Source organism: Halogeometricum pallidum JCM 14848, assembly GCF_000337095.1.
Lineage (GTDB): Archaea > Halobacteriota > Halobacteria > Halobacteriales > Haloferacaceae > Halogeometricum > Halogeometricum pallidum.
Genome location: NZ_AOIV01000026.1, coordinates 12154 through 33708, shown reverse-complemented (window position 1 = coordinate 33708; position 21555 = coordinate 12154). Strand labels below are relative to the sequence as shown.

General features: G+C 67.2%; 20 protein-coding genes and 2 tRNA genes. 4 read left to right on the top strand and 18 right to left on the bottom strand.

Features of this window, described 5'->3' with window-relative positions; all coding sequences use genetic code 11:
• Positions 1 to 27: 27 nt before the first annotated feature.
• From rpsJ to C474_RS11625, 6 genes are all read right to left on the bottom strand, one after another.
• On the bottom strand, positions 28 to 336 hold the full coding sequence (gene rpsJ, locus C474_RS11650) for a 30S ribosomal protein S10 (protein WP_008387011.1): 309 nt from the start codon (positions 334 to 336) through the stop codon (positions 28 to 30).
• Complete coding sequence (gene tuf / locus C474_RS11645; RefSeq protein WP_008387010.1) at positions 337 to 1602, bottom strand: translation elongation factor EF-1 subunit alpha; 1266 nt, start codon at positions 1600 to 1602, stop codon at positions 337 to 339.
• 188 nt (positions 1603 to 1790) lie between these two features.
• The gene (locus C474_RS11640) at positions 1791 to 2747 is read right to left on the bottom strand and encodes a homoserine dehydrogenase (protein ID WP_008387009.1); all 957 of its coding nucleotides are present in this window, start codon (positions 2745 to 2747) and stop codon (positions 1791 to 1793) included.
• On the bottom strand, positions 2744 to 3304 hold the full coding sequence (locus tag C474_RS11635) for an ACT-binding domain-containing protein (protein ID WP_008387008.1): 561 nt from the start codon (positions 3302 to 3304) through the stop codon (positions 2744 to 2746). Before C474_RS11635 ends, C474_RS11640 begins: the two co-directional genes overlap by 4 nt.
• A 294-nt stretch (positions 3305 to 3598) precedes the next feature.
• Positions 3599 to 4735, bottom strand: coding sequence for a sensor histidine kinase (locus C474_RS11630; RefSeq protein ID WP_008387007.1), 1137 nt, complete (start codon positions 4733 to 4735; stop codon positions 3599 to 3601).
• Positions 4736 to 4927: 192 nt separating this feature from the next.
• Complete coding sequence (locus C474_RS11625) at positions 4928 to 7117, bottom strand: elongation factor EF-2 (RefSeq protein ID WP_008387005.1); 2190 nt, start codon at positions 7115 to 7117, stop codon at positions 4928 to 4930.
• A 210-nt stretch (positions 7118 to 7327) separates the two neighbouring features.
• On the opposite strand from C474_RS11625, the gene C474_RS11620 reads away from it, so the two are divergent.
• Positions 7328 to 8095, top strand: a complete 768-nt coding sequence (locus C474_RS11620; protein WP_008387003.1) for a DUF5781 family protein — start codon at positions 7328 to 7330, stop codon at positions 8093 to 8095.
• A 75-nt stretch (positions 8096 to 8170) separates the two neighbouring features.
• On the opposite strand, the gene C474_RS11615 is transcribed toward C474_RS11620, so the two are convergent.
• The 9 genes from C474_RS11615 to C474_RS11575 form a co-directional block, all read right to left on the bottom strand.
• Positions 8171 to 8785 carry a 30S ribosomal protein S7 gene (locus C474_RS11615; protein ID WP_008387001.1) on the bottom strand — a complete coding sequence of 205 codons (615 nt, stop codon included), beginning with the start codon at positions 8783 to 8785 and terminating at the stop codon, positions 8171 to 8173.
• Positions 8785 to 9213 (bottom strand): 30S ribosomal protein S12, encoded by a 429-nt coding sequence (locus C474_RS11610; RefSeq protein ID WP_008386999.1) that lies wholly within the window; start codon positions 9211 to 9213, stop codon positions 8785 to 8787. Before C474_RS11610 ends, C474_RS11615 begins: the two co-directional genes overlap by 1 nt.
• 183 nt (positions 9214 to 9396) lie before the next feature.
• Positions 9397 to 10257: a mechanosensitive ion channel family protein gene (locus C474_RS11605; protein ID WP_008386998.1), complete on the bottom strand. Its 861-nt coding sequence runs from the start codon at positions 10255 to 10257 to the stop codon at positions 9397 to 9399.
• Positions 10258 to 10332: 75 nt separating this feature from the next.
• Positions 10333 to 10752 (bottom strand): NusA-like transcription termination signal-binding factor, encoded by a 420-nt coding sequence (locus C474_RS11600; RefSeq protein ID WP_008386996.1) that lies wholly within the window; start codon positions 10750 to 10752, stop codon positions 10333 to 10335.
• A 3-nt stretch (positions 10753 to 10755) separates the two neighbouring features.
• Positions 10756 to 11997 (bottom strand): DNA-directed RNA polymerase subunit A'', encoded by a 1242-nt coding sequence (rpoA2, locus tag C474_RS11595; RefSeq protein ID WP_008386994.1) that lies wholly within the window; start codon positions 11995 to 11997, stop codon positions 10756 to 10758.
• Positions 11990 to 14920, bottom strand: coding sequence for a DNA-directed RNA polymerase subunit A' (locus C474_RS11590; protein WP_008386991.1), 2931 nt, complete (start codon positions 14918 to 14920; stop codon positions 11990 to 11992). Before C474_RS11590 ends, rpoA2 begins: the two co-directional genes overlap by 8 nt.
• A gap of 15 nt (positions 14921 to 14935) precedes the next feature.
• Positions 14936 to 16768: a DNA-directed RNA polymerase subunit B gene (gene rpoB, locus C474_RS11585; protein ID WP_008386989.1), complete on the bottom strand. Its 1833-nt coding sequence runs from the start codon at positions 16766 to 16768 to the stop codon at positions 14936 to 14938.
• A 3-nt stretch (positions 16769 to 16771) separates the two neighbouring features.
• A complete protein-coding gene (locus tag C474_RS11580; RefSeq protein ID WP_008386987.1) occupies positions 16772 to 18343 on the bottom strand; it encodes a DNA-directed RNA polymerase subunit B'' in 1572 nt (523 codons plus the stop codon).
• Positions 18340 to 18567, bottom strand: a complete 228-nt coding sequence (locus tag C474_RS11575) for a DNA-directed RNA polymerase subunit H (protein WP_008386985.1) — start codon at positions 18565 to 18567, stop codon at positions 18340 to 18342. Before C474_RS11575 ends, C474_RS11580 begins: the two co-directional genes overlap by 4 nt.
• A 402-nt stretch (positions 18568 to 18969) precedes the next feature.
• Between C474_RS11575 and C474_RS11570 the strand changes: the two genes are divergently transcribed.
• Both C474_RS11570 and C474_RS11565 read left to right on the top strand, forming a co-directional pair.
• Positions 18970 to 19042: transfer RNA gene (locus tag C474_RS11570), tRNA-Asp, on the top strand.
• 19 nt (positions 19043 to 19061) lie between these two features.
• Positions 19062 to 19134 (top strand) — tRNA-Asp (locus C474_RS11565).
• A gap of 61 nt (positions 19135 to 19195) precedes the next feature.
• Here the strand turns inward: C474_RS11565 and C474_RS11560 are convergent.
• Genes C474_RS11560 through C474_RS11550 form a run of 3 tightly spaced genes read right to left on the bottom strand, consistent with a single transcriptional unit; the run spans position 19196 to position 21010 of the window.
• On the bottom strand, positions 19196 to 19567 hold the full coding sequence (locus tag C474_RS11560) for a fluoride efflux transporter FluC (RefSeq protein WP_008386982.1): 372 nt from the start codon (positions 19565 to 19567) through the stop codon (positions 19196 to 19198).
• The gene (locus C474_RS11555; RefSeq protein ID WP_008386981.1) at positions 19564 to 19905 is read right to left on the bottom strand and encodes a CrcB family protein; all 342 of its coding nucleotides are present in this window, start codon (positions 19903 to 19905) and stop codon (positions 19564 to 19566) included. Before C474_RS11555 ends, C474_RS11560 begins: the two co-directional genes overlap by 4 nt.
• Before the next feature lie 22 nt (positions 19906 to 19927).
• Entirely contained in the window at positions 19928 to 21010 is a 1083-nt protein-coding gene (locus tag C474_RS11550) for an ATP-binding protein (RefSeq protein WP_008386979.1), read from the bottom strand.
• Between the two features lie 75 nt (positions 21011 to 21085).
• On the opposite strand from C474_RS11550, the gene C474_RS11545 reads away from it, so the two are divergent.
• On the top strand, positions 21086 to 21553 hold the full coding sequence (locus tag C474_RS11545; protein ID WP_008386978.1) for a DUF7382 domain-containing protein: 468 nt from the start codon (positions 21086 to 21088) through the stop codon (positions 21551 to 21553).
• The last annotated feature ends 2 nt before the right edge of the window (positions 21554 to 21555 follow it).

The window sequence follows — 21555 nt, the reverse complement described above, 5'->3', positions numbered from 1 at the left end:
GAATCGATGCGGGAAACGGGGAGCGACTCAGTCTTCGAGAACGATCTCGATGCTGACGTCGCTCGGCACCTGAATCCGCATCAGCTGACGCAGGGCGCGTTCGTCGGCGTCGATGTCGATGAGACGCTTGTGGACGCGCATCTCCCAGTGCTCCCACGTTGCCGTCCCCTCGCCGTCGGGGGACTTTCGGGTGGGAACTTCCAGGGTCTTGGTCGGCAGCGGAATCGGTCCGCTGAGGTTGACGCCCGTCTTGTTCGCGATTTCGCGGACGTCGTCGCAGATGTCGTCGAGGTCGTCCGGGCTGGTCCCGGCGAGACGAACGCGAGCCTGCTGCATCTATCGCTCGTTGACCTCGAGGACCTTCCCGGCCGCGATGGTCTGACCCATGTCGCGGACTGCGAAGGAACCGAGCTCCGGAATCTCGCCGGACGGTTCGATGCTAAGCGGCTTCTGCGGGCGGACGGTGACGACCGCCGCGTCGCCGGACTTGATGAAGTCGGGGTTCTCCTCTGCGACCTCGCCCGACGCGGGGTCGAGCTTCTGGTCGATGGACTCGATGGTACACGCGACCTGTGCGGTGTGCGCGTGGAAGACCGGCGTGTAGCCCGCGGTGATGACCGAGGGGTGCTGCATCACGACGATCTGAGCCTTGAACGTCTCGGCGACCGAGGGCGGGTCGTCCGCGGGACCGCAGACGTCGCCGCGGCGGATGTCGTCCTTGCCGACGCCGCGCACGTTGAATCCGACGTTGTCGCCGGGGCCGGCGCTGTCGACTTCCTCGTGGTGCATCTCGACCGTCTTCACTTCGCCGCCCACGTCCGAGGGCTGGAAGGAGACGTTGTTACCGGGGTTGAGCGTACCGGTCTCGATACGTCCGACGGGGACGGTACCGATGCCCGAGATGGTGTAGACGTCCTGGATGGGGAGGCGAAGCGGCGCGTCCGTCGGCGGCTCCGTCTCCGGCAGGCTGTTGAGGGCTTCGAGGAGAATCTCACCGCTGTACCAATCGGTGTTGTCCGAGCGCTCGGCGATGTTGTCGCCCTCGAACGCCGAGATGGGGATGTAGGTCGCGTCGTCCGAGCGGAAGCGGACCTGCTTGAGGAGCTGCTGAACCTCCTCTTTGACCTCGTTGTAGGTGTCCTCGCTGTAGTCGACGACGTCCATCTTGTTGACCGCGATGATGAGCTCGTTGATACCCAGCGTGCGGGCCAGGAAGACGTGCTCTCGGGTCTGGGGTGCGACGCCGTCGTCGGCGGCGACCACGAGGACGGCGTTGTCGGCCTGGGAGGCCCCCGTGATCATGTTCTTCACGAAGTCGCGGTGGCCAGGACAGTCGACGATGGTGAAGTAGTACTCGTCCGTGTCGAACTCCTGGTGGGCGATGTCGATGGTGACACCACGCTCTCGCTCTTCGGCGAGGTTGTCCATGACGTAGGCGAACTCGAATCCGCCCTTGCCCTTCTCTTCTGCTTCTTCGCGGTGCTGCTCGATTACGTGTTCCGGAACGGACCCTGTCTCGAACAGGAGTCGTCCGACCAGCGTACTCTTTCCGTGGTCAACGTGGCCGATGATGGCCAAGTTCTGGTGCGGTTTGTCACTCATGGGTAAGTCACGCGCTAAGGCGCTCTGTGTTGGCGTGTTTAGCCAGATGGACCTAAAACCATTTCGATACGTATACGCGCCGAGACGGCCGCGTACCGCGTTTTATGCGAGCGCATCGCACGACTGAGAGCGCGTGTCACGCCCCGTCCGTTTCAGCGTATAGAGCGCACGAGGCGACGGTCTACCCGTCAGTCGAGGCGTCCCACGTCCGCCAGCACCGCCGACGCGGTCTCCGGACCGCCCGCGCCGCGGCCGCTGATGTTCAGTTGGCCGGCATGTTCGGTCTCCAACTGGACGATGTTGCGCGTGCCGGTGACGGCGAGCGCCGCGTTCTGGGGGACGAGGCGGGGGCTGACCCGCACCGTATCGGGCGTGCACTCCCCGATGAGGCGTATCGTCTGTCCGTCCTCCGCGGCGAGTTCGAGCGCGCTCCCCGGGACGTTCTGGATGCCCTCCACGTCGGCGTCCGCGAGCGTGTACTCGCGTGCGCCCTCCGCGAGGACGTTCGCGAGGATGACGCACTTCAGCGCCGCGTCCGTCCCCTCGACGTCGAAGGCGGGGTCGGCCTCGGCGACGCCGAGGTCCTGCGCCTCCGCGAGGACGTGCTCGTACCCGAGTCCCTCCGCGGCCATCCGCGAGAGGATGAAGTTCGCCGTCCCGTTGAGGACGCCGCGCGCGGCGGTGACGTGACCCGGCCTGAGGTCCTCGACGGTCGAGAGCACCGGGATGGCGCCGCCGACTGTGGCCTCGAACCGCACCTCGCCCGCGCTCTCGCGTTCGAGCGCCATCAGGTCCGCGTACCGCTCGGCGACCGGCCCCTTGTTCGCCAGCACGACGTGTCGGTCCCGTTCGAGGGCGCCGCGCACGTGCGAGAAGCCCGGTTCGGCGTCGCCGAGGGTCGTCGGCGTCGCCTCCACGAGCACGTCGTAGTCGGCGTCCAGCGCCGCCTCCGGGTCGGCCGACCCGACGCGTCCCTCCGACCCCTTGCGCGCGAGCACCGAGTCGACGTCGATGCCGTCGGCGTCGACGGCGGCGGAGGCGGAGTCGGCGAACGCCGTGACGGTATGTCCGTACTCTCGGGCGAGTTCGACCACCGACCCGCCGACGGCGCCGGCGCCGACGACGGCGAGGCGCTTGCCGCTCATTGGCCCGCCTCCGTGAGGGGTTCGACGACGTGTAGGTCCTTCTCCGCGGCCACCTCGCGGATGACCGCCAGCGCATCCTCGGTCCGACCCGTGTGCGTCGCCAACCGGAGGCTGGCGCTCGACACGTCGTCGCGGCCCTCGGGCGCGCTCAGGGAGACGTTCGTCAGCGACGCCGAGGAGCACTGCTCGATGCGCCGGAGCGTGTCCGAGAGGTCGCTGTCGACGAGGTGTCCGACCAGGATGACCGTCAGCGTCTCGCCGTAGTGTTCGGCGCCCGCCTGGATGATGTTCACCTCTTCGGACCGGAGCGCGTCAACGATGGCCTCGAACCGCTCGGGCAGACACTCCAAGTCGACTTCGACCGGGATGCGGCCGCGGGGCGTGAGGTTCCCCCGCTCGTGGAAGATAGAGAGGAGGTTGCCGCCGTTCTCGGCGATGGGACGGAGCGCGTCCAGGAGCTGTCCCGGTTCGTCGGCGAGTTCCAGCCGTATCGTGTGCGGCTTCGGCTGCTCGCCGCCGTCCGTCTCGGGAGCGGTCTCGGCTTCGGCGCCGGTCATCGCGCCACCCCCGCGACACCCGGCGTCGGTGTCGTCGGCAGGGAGGAATCGCGCTGTGGCTCCGTACCGATGCGTGCCGGGCGGTGTGACCCCGTCAGCATACTACCGTGCACTCGGTGCGCGCGTTATAAGCCTTCGTCGGTTGCAAATCTGTCCGGCGTCTGTGGACGCGAGCCGTGTCCGACGTTACCGATGGGAAAACGGCTATCTCTCGGAACCGATAGCGTTCGGACGCGTACCGGGCGACGAACCGCGTCGGCTTCGAGCGTTCGAGAGCGACGAAGGAGAACGGAATCAGGAGCGCCGCGGGAACGTGAGCGAGACGACGGAGCCGCCCCCCTCCCGGTCCGCGAACGCGAGCGTCGCCCCGTGCGAGGAGGCGACGGCCTCGACGACCCACAGACCGAGGCCGCTACCGTGCGTGAGCGACGTTATCTCGGCGTCGCCGGTGACCACGTCGCGTTCGTGGGTCGGGATGCCCGGTCCGTCGTCGCTCACCCGGAGTTCGACGGCGTCGGGCGAGACGTAGACGCCCACGTCGACGGCGGCGCCGCCGTGTTCGAGCGAGTTCTTCACCAGTTCGTCCAGCGCGGTGCGGACGCCCTTGCTGCCGAGCACCGTCGCGTCGAGGCCCGCCTCGGCGTCGAGGCGAACCGTCGCCTCCGGGTGGCGCTCGCGGGCGCCGTCGACGGCGGCGCGCGCGACGGCCGAGAGGTCCGTCTCGACGTACTCGGACGCCGCCCGCTCCTGTGCCTGCGTGATGGCCCTCGCGCCGTCGGCGAGGCTGCTGACCGCGGCGGAACTCCGCTGGAGTGCCGCCACCGACCGCGCGAGCGTCCCGTCGCCGTCGGCGGCGCCGGCCACGATGTCCGCGTGACCGGTGAGCACCTGCGCCTCGTTGCGGAGGTTGTGCCGGAGGACGCGGTTCAGCACCGCCGTCTGCCGCCGCTGCCGGGCGAGTTGCTCGGCGCGGACCCGGCGGGCGTCGTAGACGCCGATGATGACGTGCGCGGCCGCGCCGATGGCCAGGAGGTTGCCGACGGTGAACGCCGAGGCGTCGACGCCGCCCGCGAACGACCCCTGCGCGGCGGCGTGCGCGGTCATGACGCCCCCGAGGACGACGACGCCGAGCAGGTTCCAGACGGCGATTCTGGCGGCGTTGCGGTCCGTGAAGCGACTCCGGTACAACAGCCCACCGGCGGCGACGAGACCGACCGAGACGACCGACCCGAGCAGCGAGAGCACGACGACGACGCCGTCGTCCGCACCGCGGAGAAGCGGCGCGAGGTTCGGGACGAGCAGGACGAGTCCGGTCAGCGCGACGAGTCCGCTGGCGGCGACCCGGACCGCGGACGTCGACTGCCGCGCGACGGACTCGGGGGGCGACCCGAACCCGACGCGCTCTGCGAGCGTGAGAACTCTCGTGAGCATACGCCGGAACGGACGGGGGGAGAGAAGATGTATTCTCGGTGTGAATTCTCAGAAGAGATAACGAATCGCGCGGGCCGACGGTCGCCGCCGTCCGACGGGCGTTCGTCGGCGCGGAGTCCGGCGGCGTCGAACGCGGCGTTCGGCGCCGGGAATCGACACCGGACGCCGCTTGTTGGGTCGGTTCGGCTTAGCTCAGAACTGGTCGATGGACTGCGGCAGTTCGAGCTTCATTCCCTTGCGCTCTCGGATCTCCATGATGATGTCGCGCTGGAGGTTGTCCGCGAGCACGCGGAAGCCGGCGTTCTCCGTGTTCCACGACGCGCGGCCCTCGGTGGCCGAGCGGATGTCCGAGGAGAACCCGATCATCTCTTCGACGGGCGCGATGCCCTCGATGACCATGAGGTCGCCCTCCTGGAACATGTCGTCGACGCGGCCACGGCGGCCCTGAATCTCGCCGGACGCCGAACCCATGTGCTCGGAGGGAACGTCGATGCGGACGTTCTGGATGGGTTCGAGAATCTTGATGTCGGCGTCGATGAGCGCGCGGTGGACGGCTTCGCGGACCGCGGGGATGACCTGCGCGGGGCCGCGGTGGATGGTGTCCTCGTGGAGCCGAGCGTCGTGCAGGCGCAGCAGCGCGCCCTGCACGGGTTCGGCGGCCAACGGACCGTCGTCGAGCGCCTCGTCGAGACCCTCGATGACGAGCTCCATCGTCTCGTTGAGGTGCTGGATACCCTTCGTGTCGTCGATGAGGATGTTCGTCCCGTGGATGTGCTCGACGTTCTGCGAGGAGTCTTTGTCCATGCCGGCCTCCTGCAGCGCCTCGCGGCGCTCCAGTTCGGGCATGTCCATCGACACTTCGCCGAGCTGGATCTGTTCGACGATGTCCTCCGAGAGGGGTTCGACGGTGATGTAGAACTTGTTGTGGCGGTTCGGGGAGACGCCCTCGACCTCGCGGGAGGCGTTCTGCGGCGCCTCGCGGTAGACCACGATGGGCTCACCGGTCTGGACCGGGATGCCCTGGTTCTTCTGGATGCGCTGGGTGATGACCTCGAGGTGGAGTTCGCCCTGTCCGCTGATGAGGTGCTCGCCGGTGTCCTCGTTAATCTCGACGCGGATGGTCGGGTCCTCCTTTGCGACCTGCTGGAGCGTCTCGATGAGCTTCGGCAGGTCGTCCATGCTCTTGGCCTCGACGGACTTCGTGATGACCGGCTCGGAGATGTGCTCGATGGACTCGAACGGCGTCATCTCGACGGAGGAGACGGTCGAGCCTGCGATGGCGTCGCGGAGGCCCGTGACGGCCGCGATGTTACCCGCGGGGACGCCGCGGTCCAACTCCTCCCGTTCGCCGCCCATGAATATACCGACGGACTGCACGCGGTTCTTGCCCGCGGTGCCCGAGACGTACAGCTCTTGACCCTTCTTGATGGTTCCCGAGAAGAGCCGACCCGTCGCGATTTCGCCGGCGTGCGGGTCCATCGAGATGTCGGTCACCATGAAGACGACTTCGCCGTCGTCGTCGACCTCGCGCATCTGTCGGGCGAGTTCCGTCTGGTCGTCGCCACGCCAGACGCGCGGGATACGGCGCGGCTGGGAGTTGAGCGGGTTGGGGAAGTGCTTGGCGACCATGTCGAGGACGACGTCCGACAGCGGCGTCCGCTCGTGGAGTTCCTGCCGCTTGCCGTCCTGTTCGAGTTCGATGATGTCGCCGAACGACATGCCCGTCTCCTGCATCGACGGGAGCGAGACGCCCCACTTGTAGAGGGCGGACCCGAAGGCGACGGTGCCGTCCTCGACGGAGACGGTCCAGTCGTCGACGCCGTCCATGTCCTCGGTCATCCCGCGGATGAGTTCGTTGACGTCGCCGATGACCTCGGTGAGACGCTGCTGCATCTCCTCGGGACCCTCCTGCAGTTCCGAGATGAGGCGGTCGACCTTGTTGATGAACAGCGCGGGCTTGACGCCCTCGCGGAGCGCCTGCCGGACGACCGTCTCGGTCTGCGGCATCGCGCCCTCGACGGCGTCGACGACGACCAGTGCGCCGTCGACGGCGCGCATCGCGCGCGTCACGTCGCCACCGAAGTCGACGTGGCCCGGCGTGTCGATGAGGTTGATGAGGTGGTTTTTGTCCTGGTACTCGTGCGTCATCGACACGTTCGCCGCGTCGATGGTGATACCGCGTTCCTGTTCGTCCTCCTCGGTGTCCATCATGAGGCGCGTCGCCTCGCCCTCGTCGGCGATCATGCCTGCACCGGCGAGGAGGTTGTCTGTCAGGGTGGTTTTCCCGTGGTCGACGTGAGCGGCGATGGCAATGTTCCGGATCTGCTCCGGCTTGTCCATCAGCTTCTCACATTCTTGGACGATTTTCTTTCGTCGGCCCATTATACCGATTCGTACTGGTAGGAGGGTCAAAAGGGTAGTGTTTTGCCGGTGGCGAAACGGCCGCCAGCGCGCCGCTCTCGCCTCGGTATGTCCCTTTTTGCCACGACGGGAACCCGCGAGCGCGACGGTTACCGCGACGAACGCCGCCTCACGGGGGCGCGGACCGCCGGCACAAGAGTCTTTGTCGCACAGTCCGTGGTATTGATACGCATGGATATCCGACTGTTCGGGTCCCCGTCGCCGGATCCGTTTCTCAGCGCCGTCGACCTCTTCGAGACGGAGTACGATTTGGAGAAACCCGTCCACGTCTCCGTTCGCGACGACCCCGACGAGCGAACGTGGGCGGCCCACTACGACGACAGGCACGAACTGAACATCTCCCGACAGGCCGCCACGAGCGCCATGGCCAGAGAACTCGTCCTCCACGAACTCTCCCACATGGCTCGCAACGAGGAGCGCCACGCCTCGCACGTCCAATCGACCGAGGAGGCGCTCTACCTCGCGCTCTCCGGGAACTCCGTCGAGCGCAGGAAGCTCGCGCACTGCTATCAGATAGCGAATCACATGAAGGACATCTACGCCGACGACATCACCCTCTCTCTGGCGCCGGCGGAGAAACTCGTCCACTTTCTCGAATCCGAACTCGCGCGCGCCGTCGCCGCTAACCCCGGCCCGTCGCCGTGGCCGGACTCCCGCCTCGTCACCGCGGACGCCGACCCGGAGATAACCGCCGTCAACGCGGCGTTCGCCCTCGCCTTAGTGGAGCGGCACGACCTGATAGACGACGACCACCGCATCTACGACTTAGCCCACGCCGCCGCCGACGACGCGCCGAACGTCGAACTCCCCGCCTTCAAGCGGCGGTTCCGCTCGCTGGCGGCCGACCCCACCGAGAGCGACTACCGAAAGGCGCTCGTGGACGTGACGCGAGCGTACGCCGTCGGGACGGGGACGGGAGGGTCCGCGGCGGCCGACTGAAGACGTGCGGACGCCGCTATCGGTGGACGGAGACCGAAGACAAAGAGAAACGAAAGAGAGAGAGAATCCGCGCGCTTACCGGGCCGCTTCCGCGACGCGTTCGCGCTCTTCCTTCTGGCTGATGGCGTACGTCTGCACGTCGTAGTTCGACGCGCCGACGAGTTGCTGGGCGAGCGCTTCGGCGGCGCTCGTGGTGGACTTGTAGGAGCCGCTGGCGGTGCCGTCGGCGATGAACTTCAGCGCCTGGTCGACGCGGCGCTGAGGGGCGACGTCGACGGCCTGCGGGACGGAGATACCCCCGTACTTGAGTCGAACCGTCTCCTCGCGGGGAGCGGCGTTCTCGACGGCGGTGACGAGCACCTGAATCGGGTTCTCCTCGGTGCGCTCGTGGACGAGTTCGAACGCCTCCTTGACGATCTTCATCGCCTTCTGCTTTTGGCCCGTGTTGTCCTCCGACTGCATGAGTCGGTTGACGAGACGTTCGACGACGCTTATCTCCGACTTCTTGAACTGCTTGGACGCGTGGCGACCCATCGTGTGCGCGATGGGCGTGACGTTGATGTAACGCTGCGTCGAGGGGTCGGCGTACTCCATCTCGACGATGTCCCAGACGCCGAACAGTTGTGCGTTCGCCGTCGCTTCCTCGGAATCGGCCGGCGCGTCCGGCTCGGGTTGGTCGCTCTCGGACATTATCGGACGGGTTTCTCCGCGTTACCGCGAACCAGTTCAATCATCGACACGCCGTTGACCTTCTCGACTTTGTAGTTGACGCCCGAGAGGTCGCCCATCGCGCGGCCCTTCGCCCCGCCGATACCGGCGATGGTGACCTCGTCGTGCTCGTCGATAAAGGAGATAGCGCCGTCACCGGGACAGAACGCGGTGACCTGCTTTCCGTTCTTGATGAGCTGAACGCGGACGCACTTTCGGATGGCCGAGTTCGGCTGCTTTGCCTCGATACCGACCTTCTCGAGGACGATACCCCGAGCCTGCGGGGCGCCTTCGAGGGGGTCGGACTTCTTGCGGAGACCGCGTTCGCGGCGCGCGTACTCGGAGTCGGACCAGCGTCGCTTCTGCCGGTCCTGTTTGAGTTTGCGCGCGGCGTATTTGCCGTTCGCCATAGTAACACGGACTTCCCGACGGAGCTACTTAAGCCTCCCTTTTCGAATCCGGCGAAACGGCCGTAGGTTCGATTAGCACCCCCTAAGGACGGTTCTGAGGCCGTTTCTCGTCCTGGATTACGCCTTCTACGGACCGCGCAGGTCGGGAACGGTGCTGAGAGGCCGTCTCGTCGCGCCGACCGGTCACGTCTCGGCGTCCGCCAGCGAGACGGCGCCGGAGAGGTGCTGGTAGGCGGGCGGACCGAGCGGGAGTTCCTCCTCGTCGCAGACGGCCTTTATCCGCCCCATCGCGTCCGCGTTCACCGTCGGGACGTCCGTCTCCATCGGATTCGCCACCCAGTAGACGACGGACAGCCAGACGGCCGAGGCGTCGAACTCGTCGATTGTGGCCGACGGCGCCGGTTCCTCGCGGATACCGTCCATCTCGGCGAGTGGGGGGGCGAGCGACGCCTCGACCCGGTCGACGTCGGCGTCGTAGTCGAACGGGAGCCGGATCGTCTCGCGCACGCGACTGCGGCTGTACGGTCTGTCGACGGGGTTGGCGGCGAGTTCCGTGTTCGGGACGGTCACCTCCCGGTTGTCGACTGTCCGGACGCGCGTCGTCCGGAACCCGATGGCCTCGACGGTCCCTTCTCGCTCGTTCCACGCGATGTAGTCGTCGACGTTGAAGTTCGGATCGGTGACCAAGAACATTCCGCTGACGAGGTTGCCGACGACCTCCTGTCCGGCGACGCCGATGACGAGCGTCGCCGCCGCGACGACGAGGGCGGACCGCGTCAGCACGCGACCGTACCCCGCCGCGATGACGGCCGCGACGACGGCGGCGACGAGGACGGCGATTCGAAGGTAGAGATCGGTCGCTTCCTGAATCGTCGGGTTCTCGCGGTTTCGTCGGCGCACGACGCGAGTGGCGGCCGGAACGACGAGCAGTCGTCCGGCGAGCGAGACCAGGACGAACACGCCGACGGCGGCGAGCGCCCGGCGGACGGCCGGGTCGAGCGTCGAGACGAGCGAGGCGAACTGGTCGAACGGGGCGGCGAACATTGCGGTCGCTCGTCGGTTCGGGGGCCAAACGGAAGTGCCTCGGGGCCGCCGGCAGCCGACCCCGTGAGCCGGATGTCAGGTCAACTGGATGTCGTCGATGCCGTGGTGCCGTTCGGCGAGCGTCCGGGCCGTCTCGATGTTCTTTCCGTCCTTGCCGATGGCGACGCCGCGGTCCTCGTCGGCGACTTCGACGTACGCGACGCGGTCGTTCTGCTCGGAGACGGTCACGTGCCGGACGGCGGCGGGCGCGAGCATGCTCGCGACGAACGCCTCCGTGGTGTCGGCGTCCTCGATGAGTTCGACCGAGCGACCGAGTTTCTCCTCGACGGCGTGGACGTGCTGTCCCCGCGGACCGATGGCCTGTCCCATCTGCCCCGCGGCGACCAGGATGACCACGCGGTCCTCGAACACGAGACAGTCCCGCGCGACCGCGTCGGTCTCGTCTTCGAAGAGGGCGATGAACTGTCGCGCCGTGTCCGACAGCGTGACCGTCATCCGTCAGTCGTCCGAGGGTTCCGGCGCGGGTGCGTCCGATTCCGTCGGCGCTTCGATGGAGCCCATGCGGAGGTCCACGTCGCCGGTGCCGGTCGCTATCGGTTTGCCGACGATGACGTTCTCGATGATGCCGTCGAGGTCGTCCTCCTCGCCGTGGACGGCGGCGTCGAGCAGGTGGTTCACCGTCACCTCGAACGCCGCGCGGGCGAGCACGGAGTCTTTCGACCCCGAGATGCCGTGCCGACCGATGGACTCTATCTCGCCGCGGTTCGTCATGATGTCCGCGACGAGCATCAGGTGCCGGACGTTCACGTCGTCGAGACCCTGCTCGCGTAGGGTGTTCATCGTCTCGTCGATGATCGACTCGCGGGCCGCCTCGACCCCGAGGTTGCGGTATATCTCGTGGATGTTGTTACTCGTCGTGCGCGAGGCGTCGACGCCCTCGATGGCGAGAGCGTCGCCGAACGCCGACCCCTCGGTGTAGAGGACGAACTCCTCGCCGTCGGTCTCCTCGTTGTCTTCCTTGCGGATGACGACGCGGGTGACCTCCTCGATGCCCTTGAAGACGATGTCCCGCAGTTCCTCGACCAACTGCAGGAGGCGGCGGTAACTCGGCGACTCGGGGCCGAACTCCACGACGGTGCCCGAACGCTGCGTGGCGACGCCGAGGGCGTCCTCGATGGTCTCGGCTATCTCCTGGGCGATGGTGTCGACGTTGTCCACCGTGGGCCACCGCTCCAACAGCGTCTCCTCGTTCAGGTCGATGCGGACGACCATGTCGGCGACGTTCGTCGACACGTCGCCGAGAGCGAGTATCTTCGTCGCTTCCATCGACCACACCACCTCGTGGGCGCGTTCGCGTTCGGTCGCGTACTCGCCCTCGAGGAAGACGGTCATCATCGGCGTGTCGGGCGTCTTCCGCGCGTCAACCAGTTCGATGAGGCGCGGCAGCCCCTGCGTCACGTCGATTTCGGCGACGCCGGCGTAGTGGAACGTGTTCATTGTCATCTGCGTCCCCGGTTCCCCGATGGACTGCGCGGAGACGGTGCCGACGGGGTCGAGCGGGTCGACGCGGGTGTCGTGATAGCGCGCCTCGACGGCCTGCGCTATCTCGTCGGCGCGGTCGGGCGAGACGCCCTCGCGCTTCTCGATAGTCTCGTAGATATCGAGCTTCAGTCGCCGGGGGATGTCGCGGTCCTCGACGAGCGCCTCGATATCCTCGCTAACGTGTTCGTACTCAGTCATCCGACTGCACCTCCGGGCTCTGCGCCTTGTCGAGACCCGGACCGGCGTACTCCGAGAGGTTCGTCGGCGGTTCGCGGCGGCCGAGGAACCGGTCTTTCTCCTCCTCGGAGGCGAACTCGGAGTCGAGGACGCGGTCGGCGATGTTCTCGACGTCGATACCGTCCTTCTCGTTCGAGGACACCTTCACCGGCGAGGTGCCGTCCTCGCCGAACTCGAACTGCACGATGGTGCCCGAGGTGTCGCGGACGGTGCCGTCGTACTGCGCCTCCAGTTCGGTCAGCGCGTTGATGAGGCGACGCTGGAGGTATCCGGACTTCGAGGTACGGACCGCCGTGTCGACCAGCCCTTCGCGGCCACCCATCGCGTGGAAGAAGAACTCCGTCGGCGTCAGACCGCCCCGATAGGAGTTCTCCACGAAGCCGTGGGCCTCGGCGGAGAGGTCGTCCTCCTGGTAGTGGCTGAGGGTGCGTCCCTCGTAGCCGCGGTTGATGCGCTCGCCGCGAACGGCCTGCTGGCCGACGCAGCCGGCCATCTGCGTGAGGTTCAGCATCGACCCTCGGGCGCCCGACCGCGCCATGACGACGGCCGGGTTGTCGTCGGTGAAGTGGTCGTCGGCGATTTCGCCGGCGGAGTCACGCGCCTTGCCGAGCTGCTGCATGATCTTCATCTCCAGCGTCTCGTCGACGGTGCGCCCCGGCAGCGACTCCAGTTCGTCGGCCTCGTAGATGTCGATGAGCTCCTGCACGCGGTCGTAGGCGCTCTGGATGGCCTCGTCGACCTGCTCGTTGGCCTCCGCCGGAATCGACTCGTCGTCGATACCGATGGAGAACCCGAAGTGCATGATGGCGCGCATCGCCAGCGAGGCGACCTCGTTGATGAACACCCGGGCGCGGGTCTTCGAATAGACCTTCGCCAGCGTGTCCACGACTTCGCCGCCGAACGCGCCGACGGCGTCCTCGTCGATGGTCCCCTCGAGCAACTGGCCGTCCTCGATGACGACGTCCTCGCCCGTCGAGGAGGTGAACTCGAGGTTCAGGTCGTCGGGGAGGAGTTCGCTGAACAACTGTCGACCGGTCCAGTACGGTCGGCCGTCCGCTTCCTCGCCCGCGGGTTCGGGAAGCGTGTCGATGCTCGTCGCGCGGAGCAGGTCGAGCGCCTGCGTCTCCGAGAAGTGCGGGTTGCCGTTCGTCAGCAGGTACGTCCCGGAGATGTGGTCCTGAATCGCGCCGATGATGTTCTGCCCGAAGCGCGGGCTGAGAATCTGCTCCTGCACGCGCATGAGGACGCGTGCCTCGGCGCGGGCCTCCTCCGTCTGGAGGGCGTGCATGTTCATCTCGTCCCCGTCGAAGTCGGCGTTGTACGGGGGACAGACGACGGTGTTGAGCCGGAACGTCTTGTACGGCATCACAACCACCTCGTGGGCCATGATGGACATCCGGTGCAGCGACGGCTGTCGGTTGAAGATGATGATGTCGCCGTCGATGAGGTGGCGGTTGACCTCCCACCCGGCCTCGACCTTCTCGGCGAGTTCCTCGCAGTTCTTCTCGGTGACCTTCAGGCGGCGGCCGTCCGGTCGCTTGACGTAGTTGGCGCCGGGGTGACCCTCGGGGCCGTGACGGACGAACTGCTGGGCCTGCTCGAGATTCCGCTGCGTGACGTTCATCGTCTGCGTCATCTCGCGGGCGACGCGTTCGGGGACGCCCACTTCGTTCAGCGACAGCGTCGGGTCCGGCGAGATGACGGTCCGCGCGGAGAAGTTCACGCGCTTCCCGGACAGGGAGCCGCGGAAGCGACCCTCCTTGCCCTTCAGCCGCTGGCTGAGCGTCTTCAGCGGGCGGCCGGAGCGGTGCCGCGCCGGCGGCGTGCCCGAAATCTCGTTGTCGATGAACGTCGTCACGTGGTACTGCAGCAGTTCCCACAGGTCCTCGATGATGAGTTGCGGGGCGCCGGCCTCGCGGTTCTCCATGAACCGCTGGTTGATGCGGATGATGTCGACCAGCTTGTGGGTCAGGTCGTCCTCGGAGCGCTGGCCGTTGTCCAGCGTAATCGAGGGACGAGCCGTCACCGGCGGGACGGGGAGGACGGTCAGAATCATCCACTCGGGGCGCGCCCGCGAGGGGTCGACGCCGAGGGTGACGATGTCCTCGTCCGGGATGTCCTCGAACCAGTCGCGGATATCCGAGGGCATCAGCTTGTTCATGTCCTCTTCGGTCAGGTCCACGTCCAGCGCCTTCTCCAGTTTCTTGCGGTCGTCGCCAACCGGTCGGAACTCCCCGGAGAGGATCTGGTTGACGCGCTGGAGCGCGATACCCGTCTCGTCGGCGAGCGTCGCGGGAGCGATGCCCGCGTCGTCCTCCTCGTCCTCGTCGGGTTGCATCGCCTCGGCGATGCGCTCGGAGAAGTCGCCCGCGAGCACGTCCTGCACCTCGTAGTAGGTGGTGGGCTTCTCGTGCTTGATGTCGTGCTGGGGGGCGCCGCAGTGCGGGCAGCGCTTGGCCTTCCGCGCCTGCCGGACCGCCGACTTCAGCACGTCCGTCCAGTCGTCGCCGAGTTCCTCCGTGCGGGTGAGACCGCTGCGGAACTCCTCGGACTCCTCGTCGGTCAGCGAGAGGCGACCGCACTCCCGGCACGTCGAGCGCAGGAGACGGCGGATGAGCTTCGTGAAGCCGACGTGGATGACGGGCGCGGCCAGTTCGATGTGACCGAAGTGCCCGTTACACGACCCCGAGTGGGACCCGCAGGTCCGACACTCGAGTCCCGGGTCGATGACGCCGAGGCGGGGGTCCATCAGCCCCATGTCGATTGGGTAGCCGTCGTCGTCGTAGGTGTCCGCGGTGATGACCTTCGTCGCGGACATATCTCGGTACGTCTCCGGGTCCATCAGCCCGAACTGGATGGCCCCGATCTCCTTCGGTGTCTGCATTGACATTGTTGTGGGTTAGACTGCGTCCTCGAGGTTCAGGCGCGGTCGGATGCCGAGCGCTATCATCTCGTCCAGCAGTAGCTTGAACGCGTAGCTGATCTCTATCTCGTGGATGTTGTCCTCGTCGCCGGTGACGGGGTCGTAGATGCGGCGCTGGTCGCGGTCCTCGACGGCGACCATTCCGGTGTCCGCGGAGACGTACACCTTCTCCTTGTCGGAGGAGTCGAGCAGGCGCTCCTGCAGGACCATCGCGGCGCCGTGCCCGATGACGGTGTCGCGCTCCATCTCGCCCAGCCGGAGTCCGCCCTCGCGGGCGCGACCCTCGGTCGGCTGACGGGTGAGAACCTGCACCGGCCCGCGCGAACGGGCGTGCAGCTTGTTGCTCACCATGTGGTACAGCTTGTGGTAGAAGATGATACCGACGAATATCTCGGCCTCGATCTTCTCGCCGGTGACGCCGGAGTACATGACCTCCTTCCCGGAGGACTCGAACCCGTGCTCTTCGAGTGCGCCACGGAGTTCCTCCTCGTCCTCGCCCTGGAAGGCGGTGCCGTCGACGCGGCGGCCCTCGAGGGCACCGACCTTTCCGCCGAGCATCTCCAGCACGTGACCGACCGTCATGCGCGACGGCAGCGCGTGCGGGTTGAGCACCAGGTCGGGGACGACGCCGTCCGCGGTGAACGGCATGTCCTCCTGCGGCGCGAGGTGGCCGACGACGCCCTTCTGTCCGTGGCGGGACGCGAACTTGTCGCCGAGTTCGGGGACCCGCTGGTCCCGGACGGAGACCTTCGCCAGCTTGGAGCCGTCCTCGCCTTCCATCAGGGTGACGGTGTCGACGACCCCGGACTCGCCGGAGCGCATCGTGACGGACGTCTCGCGGCGCTTCTGCGGTGAGAGGCCGCCCATGTCGTCCGGCTCTTCGAGGAATCTGGGAGGAGAGGTCTTCCCGAGGAGGACGCTGTTCTCGTCGACGACCGTCTCGGGGTTGACGAGGCCGTCCTCGTCGAGGTGGTTGTACGCGTCCTCACCGCGAGCACCGCGGACGTCCTGACTGGGGACCTCGAATCGGTCCTCCTGTCCACCGGGGTAGCGGCGTTCCTCGCCCTCGTAGGTCCGGAAGAAGTGCGAGCGGGCCATCGCGCGGTCGACGGAGCCCTTGTTCATGACGAGAGCGTCCTCGATGTTGAACCCCTCGTAGCTCATCACGGCGACGGTGAAGTTCTGCGCTGCGGGCCGTTCGTCGAATCCGATCTGCTCGGTCGTCTGCGTCTTCACCATCGACAGTTGCGGGTAGTGCAGGAGGTGCTGACGCGTGTCCGGGCGGATGCGGTAGTTCGCCGACGGCAGTCCGAGCGACTGCTTCATCATCCCCGCGCCCATCGTGATGCGCGGGCTGGCGTTGTGCTCGGGGTAGGGAATCATCCCGGCGCCGATACCGAAGATGAGCTGCGGGTCGATTTCGAGGTGCGTGTGGTCCTCGTTCAGGTCGTCCTCGTCGACGGCGACGTAGATGTCCTCTTCCTCCTCGGCGTCGATGAATTCGATGTAGCCGCGTTCGACGAGGTCCTCGAAGGACACCTCGTCGTTTCTGACGGCCTCTATCTCCTCGTCGGTGAGGAGGGGTTCGCCGTCCTCGACGACGATGAGGGGACGGCGGGCGCGGCCGGCGTCGGCGTTGATGATGACCTCACGGGTGCGCCCCTTCACGGAGACGTTCACCATCTCGCTCACGTCGCCGCGGCGGCGGGCCTCTCGAATCTGGTCTGCGAGCTGTTCGGGGTCGGGATGCGTCCCGACCAGGCTTCCGTTGACGTACACCTTCGCTTCGCGTTGCTGTGTCTGAGCCATGTATTAGTCGTCCGCGGGCGTGTTGGTGGGGTTCGGTCCCTCGATGCCGGGGATGCCCTCGACCCCCATCGACGCCAGTTCACGTTTGAGTCCCTGTTCGTCCTCGATGTTCTGCGAGAGCTCCATCGCCTGCGCGAAGTTCTTCACGAGCCCGCAGTTCGGTCCCTCCGGGGTCTCGGAGGGGCAGATGCGACCCCACTGAGTCGCGTGCAGGTCGCGGGCCTCGAAGTGCGGCTGGCTCCGCGAGAGCGGACTGCGGAGGCGGCGCAGGTGAGAGAGAACCCCCATGTAGTCGGTCCGGTCGACCAACTGCGAGACGCCCGAGCGACCGCCCACCCAGTTCCCCGTGGCGATGGGGTGCTCGAGGCGCTCGGTCAGCACGTCGGAGCGGACGACGGTGTTGACCGTCAGCTGACGGTTCCGCATGTTCGCGCGTTCGAGCTGGTACTTCACGTCGCGCGCCAGCTTGTTCAGCGCCGTCCGGAACAGGTCCTTCATCAGGTCGCCCGACACCTTGAGGCGCTTGTTGGCATAGTGGTCCTTGTCGTCGGAGTCGCGGCGCTGGAGGGCGAGTTCGAAGCACGCCTCGGCCATGCGGCAGAGGTAGAACGCCTTGTTGATGCGCACGTCCTCCTCCTCGACGCCGTCCTCGTGGAGGTGCGGCAGGAGGTAGCGGTCGATGACGTAGTTCGCCCGCTTGAGCTGGTAGTTCTTGCCCTGTCCGCTGGCGACGCGCTTGCCGAGCGTCTCGATGGCCTCGGCCTCCGTCTGCACCTCGGCCTCCTCGAGGTTCTCCAGCATGAACTTGACAATCTCCGGGTCGTCGGAGACGCGGTGGACGATCTCCTCGTCGGATTCGAGTCCGAGGGCGCGGACGAGCGTAACGAACTCGACGCTGCCCGACACCGAGGGGAACGATACTTCGAGGATGCCCTCGCGGTTGCGTTCACAGAGCACCAGCGCGCGGTAGCCGCGGCGCTGGCTGAACGTCTTGGCCACCTGAATCTCGTCGCCGTACTTCGTGTCGTACTCGGCGAGAATCTTGTTGGGCGCGAGGTCCTCGGACGTCATCAGCACCCGCTCGGAGCCGTTGACGATGAAATAACCGCCGGGGTCGACGGGGTCCTCGCCGATTTCGACGAGGTCCTCGTCGGAGAGGCCGCTGATGTTACACTTCGAGGAGCCGACCATGATGGGCATCCGACCCACCTTCGTCTCCGTCGTGTCGACGACGACCTCCTCTTCCTCCTCGCCGCCGCGGACGATGGACATCTCCATGAACACCGGCGCGGCGTAGGTGATGTTGCGGAGGCGCGCCTCCTGCGGGAACAGGAGTTCCTCGGAGCCGTCGGCCTCGCGGACGCGAGGGGTCTCGACCCGGATGTCCCCGAGTTCGACGAAGACGGGTTCCTCGCCCTCCTTGTCGCCGATGTCCGTGTCGATGGTCTCCTTCTCGGTCACGACTTCCTGCATGCCGCGTTCGAGGAAGTTGTTGAACGAGCGGAAGTGGTGCTCTGCAAGCCGTTCCTGCGAGAAGTACTGCCGCGAGACTTCGCGTCGGTCTTGTCGGTTCATTCGATCACCAGTCGGTATGTGATTGCTTTGTCCGTGGTCCGGGAGTCGCGGACGATCTTCACCACGTCACCGACCTCCACGCCGTCGGGCGCCGCCGGGTCGGTTCGCTTTATTTTCGGAAGGCTCGTACGCTTCACGTCGTACTCTTCCAGCACCTCCTCGACCTCCTCCTCTTCGAGGACCGTGTGCTCTGGAACGAGTTTGTGTTGGCTTACGTCTACCATGTATGGGTGGGGGAAGAAGTTCTCACGAGATACTACAGGCTCGTTCGGGAGGCATCCATTTAACCCTTGCCAACTGGGTTCGAGAAGCGCCGCTCTTCGCCACGAGCAGTCCCGTCGCCTCGTTTCCACCCGTTGCGGGGCCGACCGTGCCCGTCGACGGTCGGCGCGTGAGGGCGTTGCGGGTGGTGCGACGGCACTCGCGTTGCACCCAACAACGCGAGAAGCCGATAAATGCCTTCCGGCGACCGCGACACTCACCGCCGCGAGAACCAGAACGGTCGGACGCGTGCGGCATCGCGCCGCCGTCCGGCGAACAGTACCGCATAACGCGGTAGGAGCTACCACGCGGAACCTATATGATAAGTCTTAATTAGTGAACCGCGTTACGATGGAGTAGAGCAAGCCCGGATGGTGTAGTGGCCCATCATACGACCCTGTCACGGTCGTGACGCGGGTTCAAATCCCGCTCCGGGCGCTGTTTGCTCTGTACGCCTGCCCGGATGGTGTAGTGGCCCATCATACGACCCTGTCACGGTCGTGACGCGGGTTCAAATCCCGCTCCGGGCGTCCTTTGACTCTCCTTCCTCCAGCGAGGCGTTTTATCGCCGAGCGTACGGCGTCTCGACCCCTACACCAGTCCGACCAGAAATCCCCCGAGGGCGACGCCGACGAGGGCGGCACAGAGCGTTCCCGCCGCGTACCCGGCCGCCGCCCGACGGTTCCCGCCGGCGGCGTCATCGGCGACGGTCACGGCGAACGAGGAGAACGTGGTGAACGCGCCGCAAAAACCCGCCCCGAACAGCGTCGCGACCGCCGTCGGAAGCGGCGCCGCGACGGCGGCACCGAGGGCGACGCTGCCGAGCACGTTCACTGCGAGGGTGCTCCGGCGGCCGCCGGACAGGCCGACATCGACGCCGTACCGCGTGAGAGCCCCCAGCGTGCCGCCGAGGCCGACGAGAACGGGCGTCGGAAGCGCGGCGAGGGCGGCGAGCGCCGTCATCGGAGTCGGCCCCCCGCCGCGAGTCCCGCGAGGGCCGCCGCGAACCCGAGCGCGTAGTTGGCGCCGACGTTCGCCAGCCCCCACGTCGGCCCGAGCGACGCCGTCTGCACCGCGAACGTACTGTAGGTAGTGAACGAGGAGAGCACCCCCGTTCCGAGGAGGATATGAATCCGGGGGTGGCGGACGGCGGTGAGCAGGACGCCGAGAGCGAAACTGCCGAGCACGTTCACCGCCAGCGTCCCGCCGACGCCCGGTAGCGAGGCGTCGATGCCGTACCGTAGCATCGCGCCGACGAAGCCGCCGGCGGCGACGAGGAGGGGATCCACGCGGTTCTGCATCGGCTACCGGTCGCCGCCGGGGCTACTCGGCGGTTTCGGTTCCCGCCGAATCGACCCCGGCGCTCACCTCGTTCGCCCGCGGACTGTCGCCGCCGTGCGGCGTGTCTCGCTCGCGGATGCGAACGTCGAAGGCGGCCTCCGCCGCGTCGTCGACGACGAGCGCTTCCCCCGGTCGAGTCGGCATCCGCGCCTCGACACCCTCGCAGAGGTAGGTGGGTTCGGCGGCCGTCAACGCCCGCACGTCCGGGCCGGCGGTGAGCCGGTGGACGATTCTGAGGTCCGACTGCGAGAGGGCCACGTCGGGGAGGGCGCTCGGTCGCTGCGTCGCCGCGACGAGGGAGACGCCCGGCGCGCGCCCGCGAGTCAGTATCGCACGGAGGGACGGCGCGGCGAGGCCGTCGAAGAAGACGTGCGCCTCGTCGAGAAAGAGCCACGGCAGGCGGGCGACCGACTCGCGGAGGCGGGCGTCGTACAGTGACCTCGCGACGGCGTTCGCCGGCGCGGGGTCGAGGCCGGCGCAGTCCAACACGGTCGCCTCGGGTCCGCAGAGAGCCGCGGCGTCCAATCCGTCGGGGTCGAACACGTCCCACGACGCCGCCCGTCGAAGTCGATTCCGCACCGCGCGGACCGTCTCGGGGGCGACGCGCGAGGACCGCGCGGGGACCTCCGCGAACGCGCGCATCTCGGCCAGAGTCCCGGACTCGCCGGCGGCGCGCCATACCATCGACCCGACCGGCGAGTCGGGGTCGGCACCCACCAGGGCGGGCCACTCCGACGGCGGGACCGCGTCCGCGCGGACGGTCGGGGACCGGACGACTCGCGCGTCGAAGTCGTCGCCCCCGGCGAGACCGTCGAAAACGCCCATCGGGTCGACGACGACGGGCGCGAGACCGGGTGCTCGCGACGCCTCCTCGGCGAGGACGCCGAGCGTGTAGGACTTCCCGTAGCCTCGCTTGCCGACGACGAGCGCTGCGTGGGGTCGGTCGAGGTCGACCGCGATGGGCGCGCCGTCGCTGCCGTCGCGGGCGCGGTGGCGGCCGAGGCGGGCGAGGGGACCGCCGGCGGAGTCCTCCCGTCCGCGTCGGCCGAGGACGTCAGTGTTCACGCGAGCATCTGGTCCCCTCTCCGCACTTGAACGTTCGCGCAGAGGTTTATCTACTGAGACGGGGCCAGCCACCCCGTGTTCGACGAATCTCTACCCACCGAACTCCGGCGGTTCGCCGCGGACGACCGCGCGATAGAGGGTCTGCCTATCAGACTGGTCGTCGCCCTCGTCGTCGGCGTGGCGACGATGAGCGTGATGCTGAACATGCTGTCGGGCGTGCAGGGTCTCGCGGTCACCGAGTTGGACGTGAAGCCGTCGCCCGACGTGGTGACGCCGGGCGAACGGGAGATATCGCTCGTCGTGGTCGACTCCGACGGCGACTCCGTCGAGGGCGCCACCGTCGTCGTGAAGGGAGGGACGGCGGACCTCGACGGCATCGCGACCGAAAGAACCGGTTCGGACGGAAGCGCGACGGTCACCGTCTCGCCGTCGCTCCGTCCGAACCAGGAGGACGGGACCGTCGTCATCGACGTGAAACCGCCCGCCGGCGGTCAGTTCGTCGACCGGCGGGCGAACACGCGGATTCTGGTCGTCGCGGAGTGAGC

Coding starts and splice junctions, on each gene's coding strand:
- rpsJ (WP_008387011.1), bottom strand. CDS start 336: ATGCAGCAGGCTCGCGTTCGTCTCGCCGGGACCAGCCCGGACGACCTC.
- tuf (WP_008387010.1), bottom strand. CDS start 1,602: ATGAGTGACAAACCGCACCAGAACTTGGCCATCATCGGCCACGTTGAC.
- C474_RS11640 (WP_008387009.1), bottom strand. CDS start 2,747: ATGAGCGGCAAGCGCCTCGCCGTCGTCGGCGCCGGCGCCGTCGGCGGG.
- C474_RS11635 (WP_008387008.1), bottom strand. CDS start 3,304: ATGACCGGCGCCGAAGCCGAGACCGCTCCCGAGACGGACGGCGGCGAG.
- C474_RS11630 (WP_008387007.1), bottom strand. CDS start 4,735: ATGCTCACGAGAGTTCTCACGCTCGCAGAGCGCGTCGGGTTCGGGTCG.
- C474_RS11625 (WP_008387005.1), bottom strand. CDS start 7,117: ATGGGCCGACGAAAGAAAATCGTCCAAGAATGTGAGAAGCTGATGGAC.
- C474_RS11620 (WP_008387003.1), top strand. CDS start 7,328: ATGGATATCCGACTGTTCGGGTCCCCGTCGCCGGATCCGTTTCTCAGC.
- C474_RS11615 (WP_008387001.1), bottom strand. CDS start 8,785: ATGTCCGAGAGCGACCAACCCGAGCCGGACGCGCCGGCCGATTCCGAG.
- C474_RS11610 (WP_008386999.1), bottom strand. CDS start 9,213: ATGGCGAACGGCAAATACGCCGCGCGCAAACTCAAACAGGACCGGCAG.
- C474_RS11605 (WP_008386998.1), bottom strand. CDS start 10,257: ATGTTCGCCGCCCCGTTCGACCAGTTCGCCTCGCTCGTCTCGACGCTC.
- C474_RS11600 (WP_008386996.1), bottom strand. CDS start 10,752: ATGACGGTCACGCTGTCGGACACGGCGCGACAGTTCATCGCCCTCTTC.
- rpoA2 (WP_008386994.1), bottom strand. CDS start 11,997: ATGACTGAGTACGAACACGTTAGCGAGGATATCGAGGCGCTCGTCGAG.
- C474_RS11590 (WP_008386991.1), bottom strand. CDS start 14,920: ATGCAGACACCGAAGGAGATCGGGGCCATCCAGTTCGGGCTGATGGAC.
- rpoB (WP_008386989.1), bottom strand. CDS start 16,768: ATGGCTCAGACACAGCAACGCGAAGCGAAGGTGTACGTCAACGGAAGC.
- C474_RS11580 (WP_008386987.1), bottom strand. CDS start 18,343: ATGAACCGACAAGACCGACGCGAAGTCTCGCGGCAGTACTTCTCGCAG.
- C474_RS11575 (WP_008386985.1), bottom strand. CDS start 18,567: ATGGTAGACGTAAGCCAACACAAACTCGTTCCAGAGCACACGGTCCTC.
- C474_RS11560 (WP_008386982.1), bottom strand. CDS start 19,567: ATGACGGCGCTCGCCGCCCTCGCCGCGCTTCCGACGCCCGTTCTCGTC.
- C474_RS11555 (WP_008386981.1), bottom strand. CDS start 19,905: ATGCAGAACCGCGTGGATCCCCTCCTCGTCGCCGCCGGCGGCTTCGTC.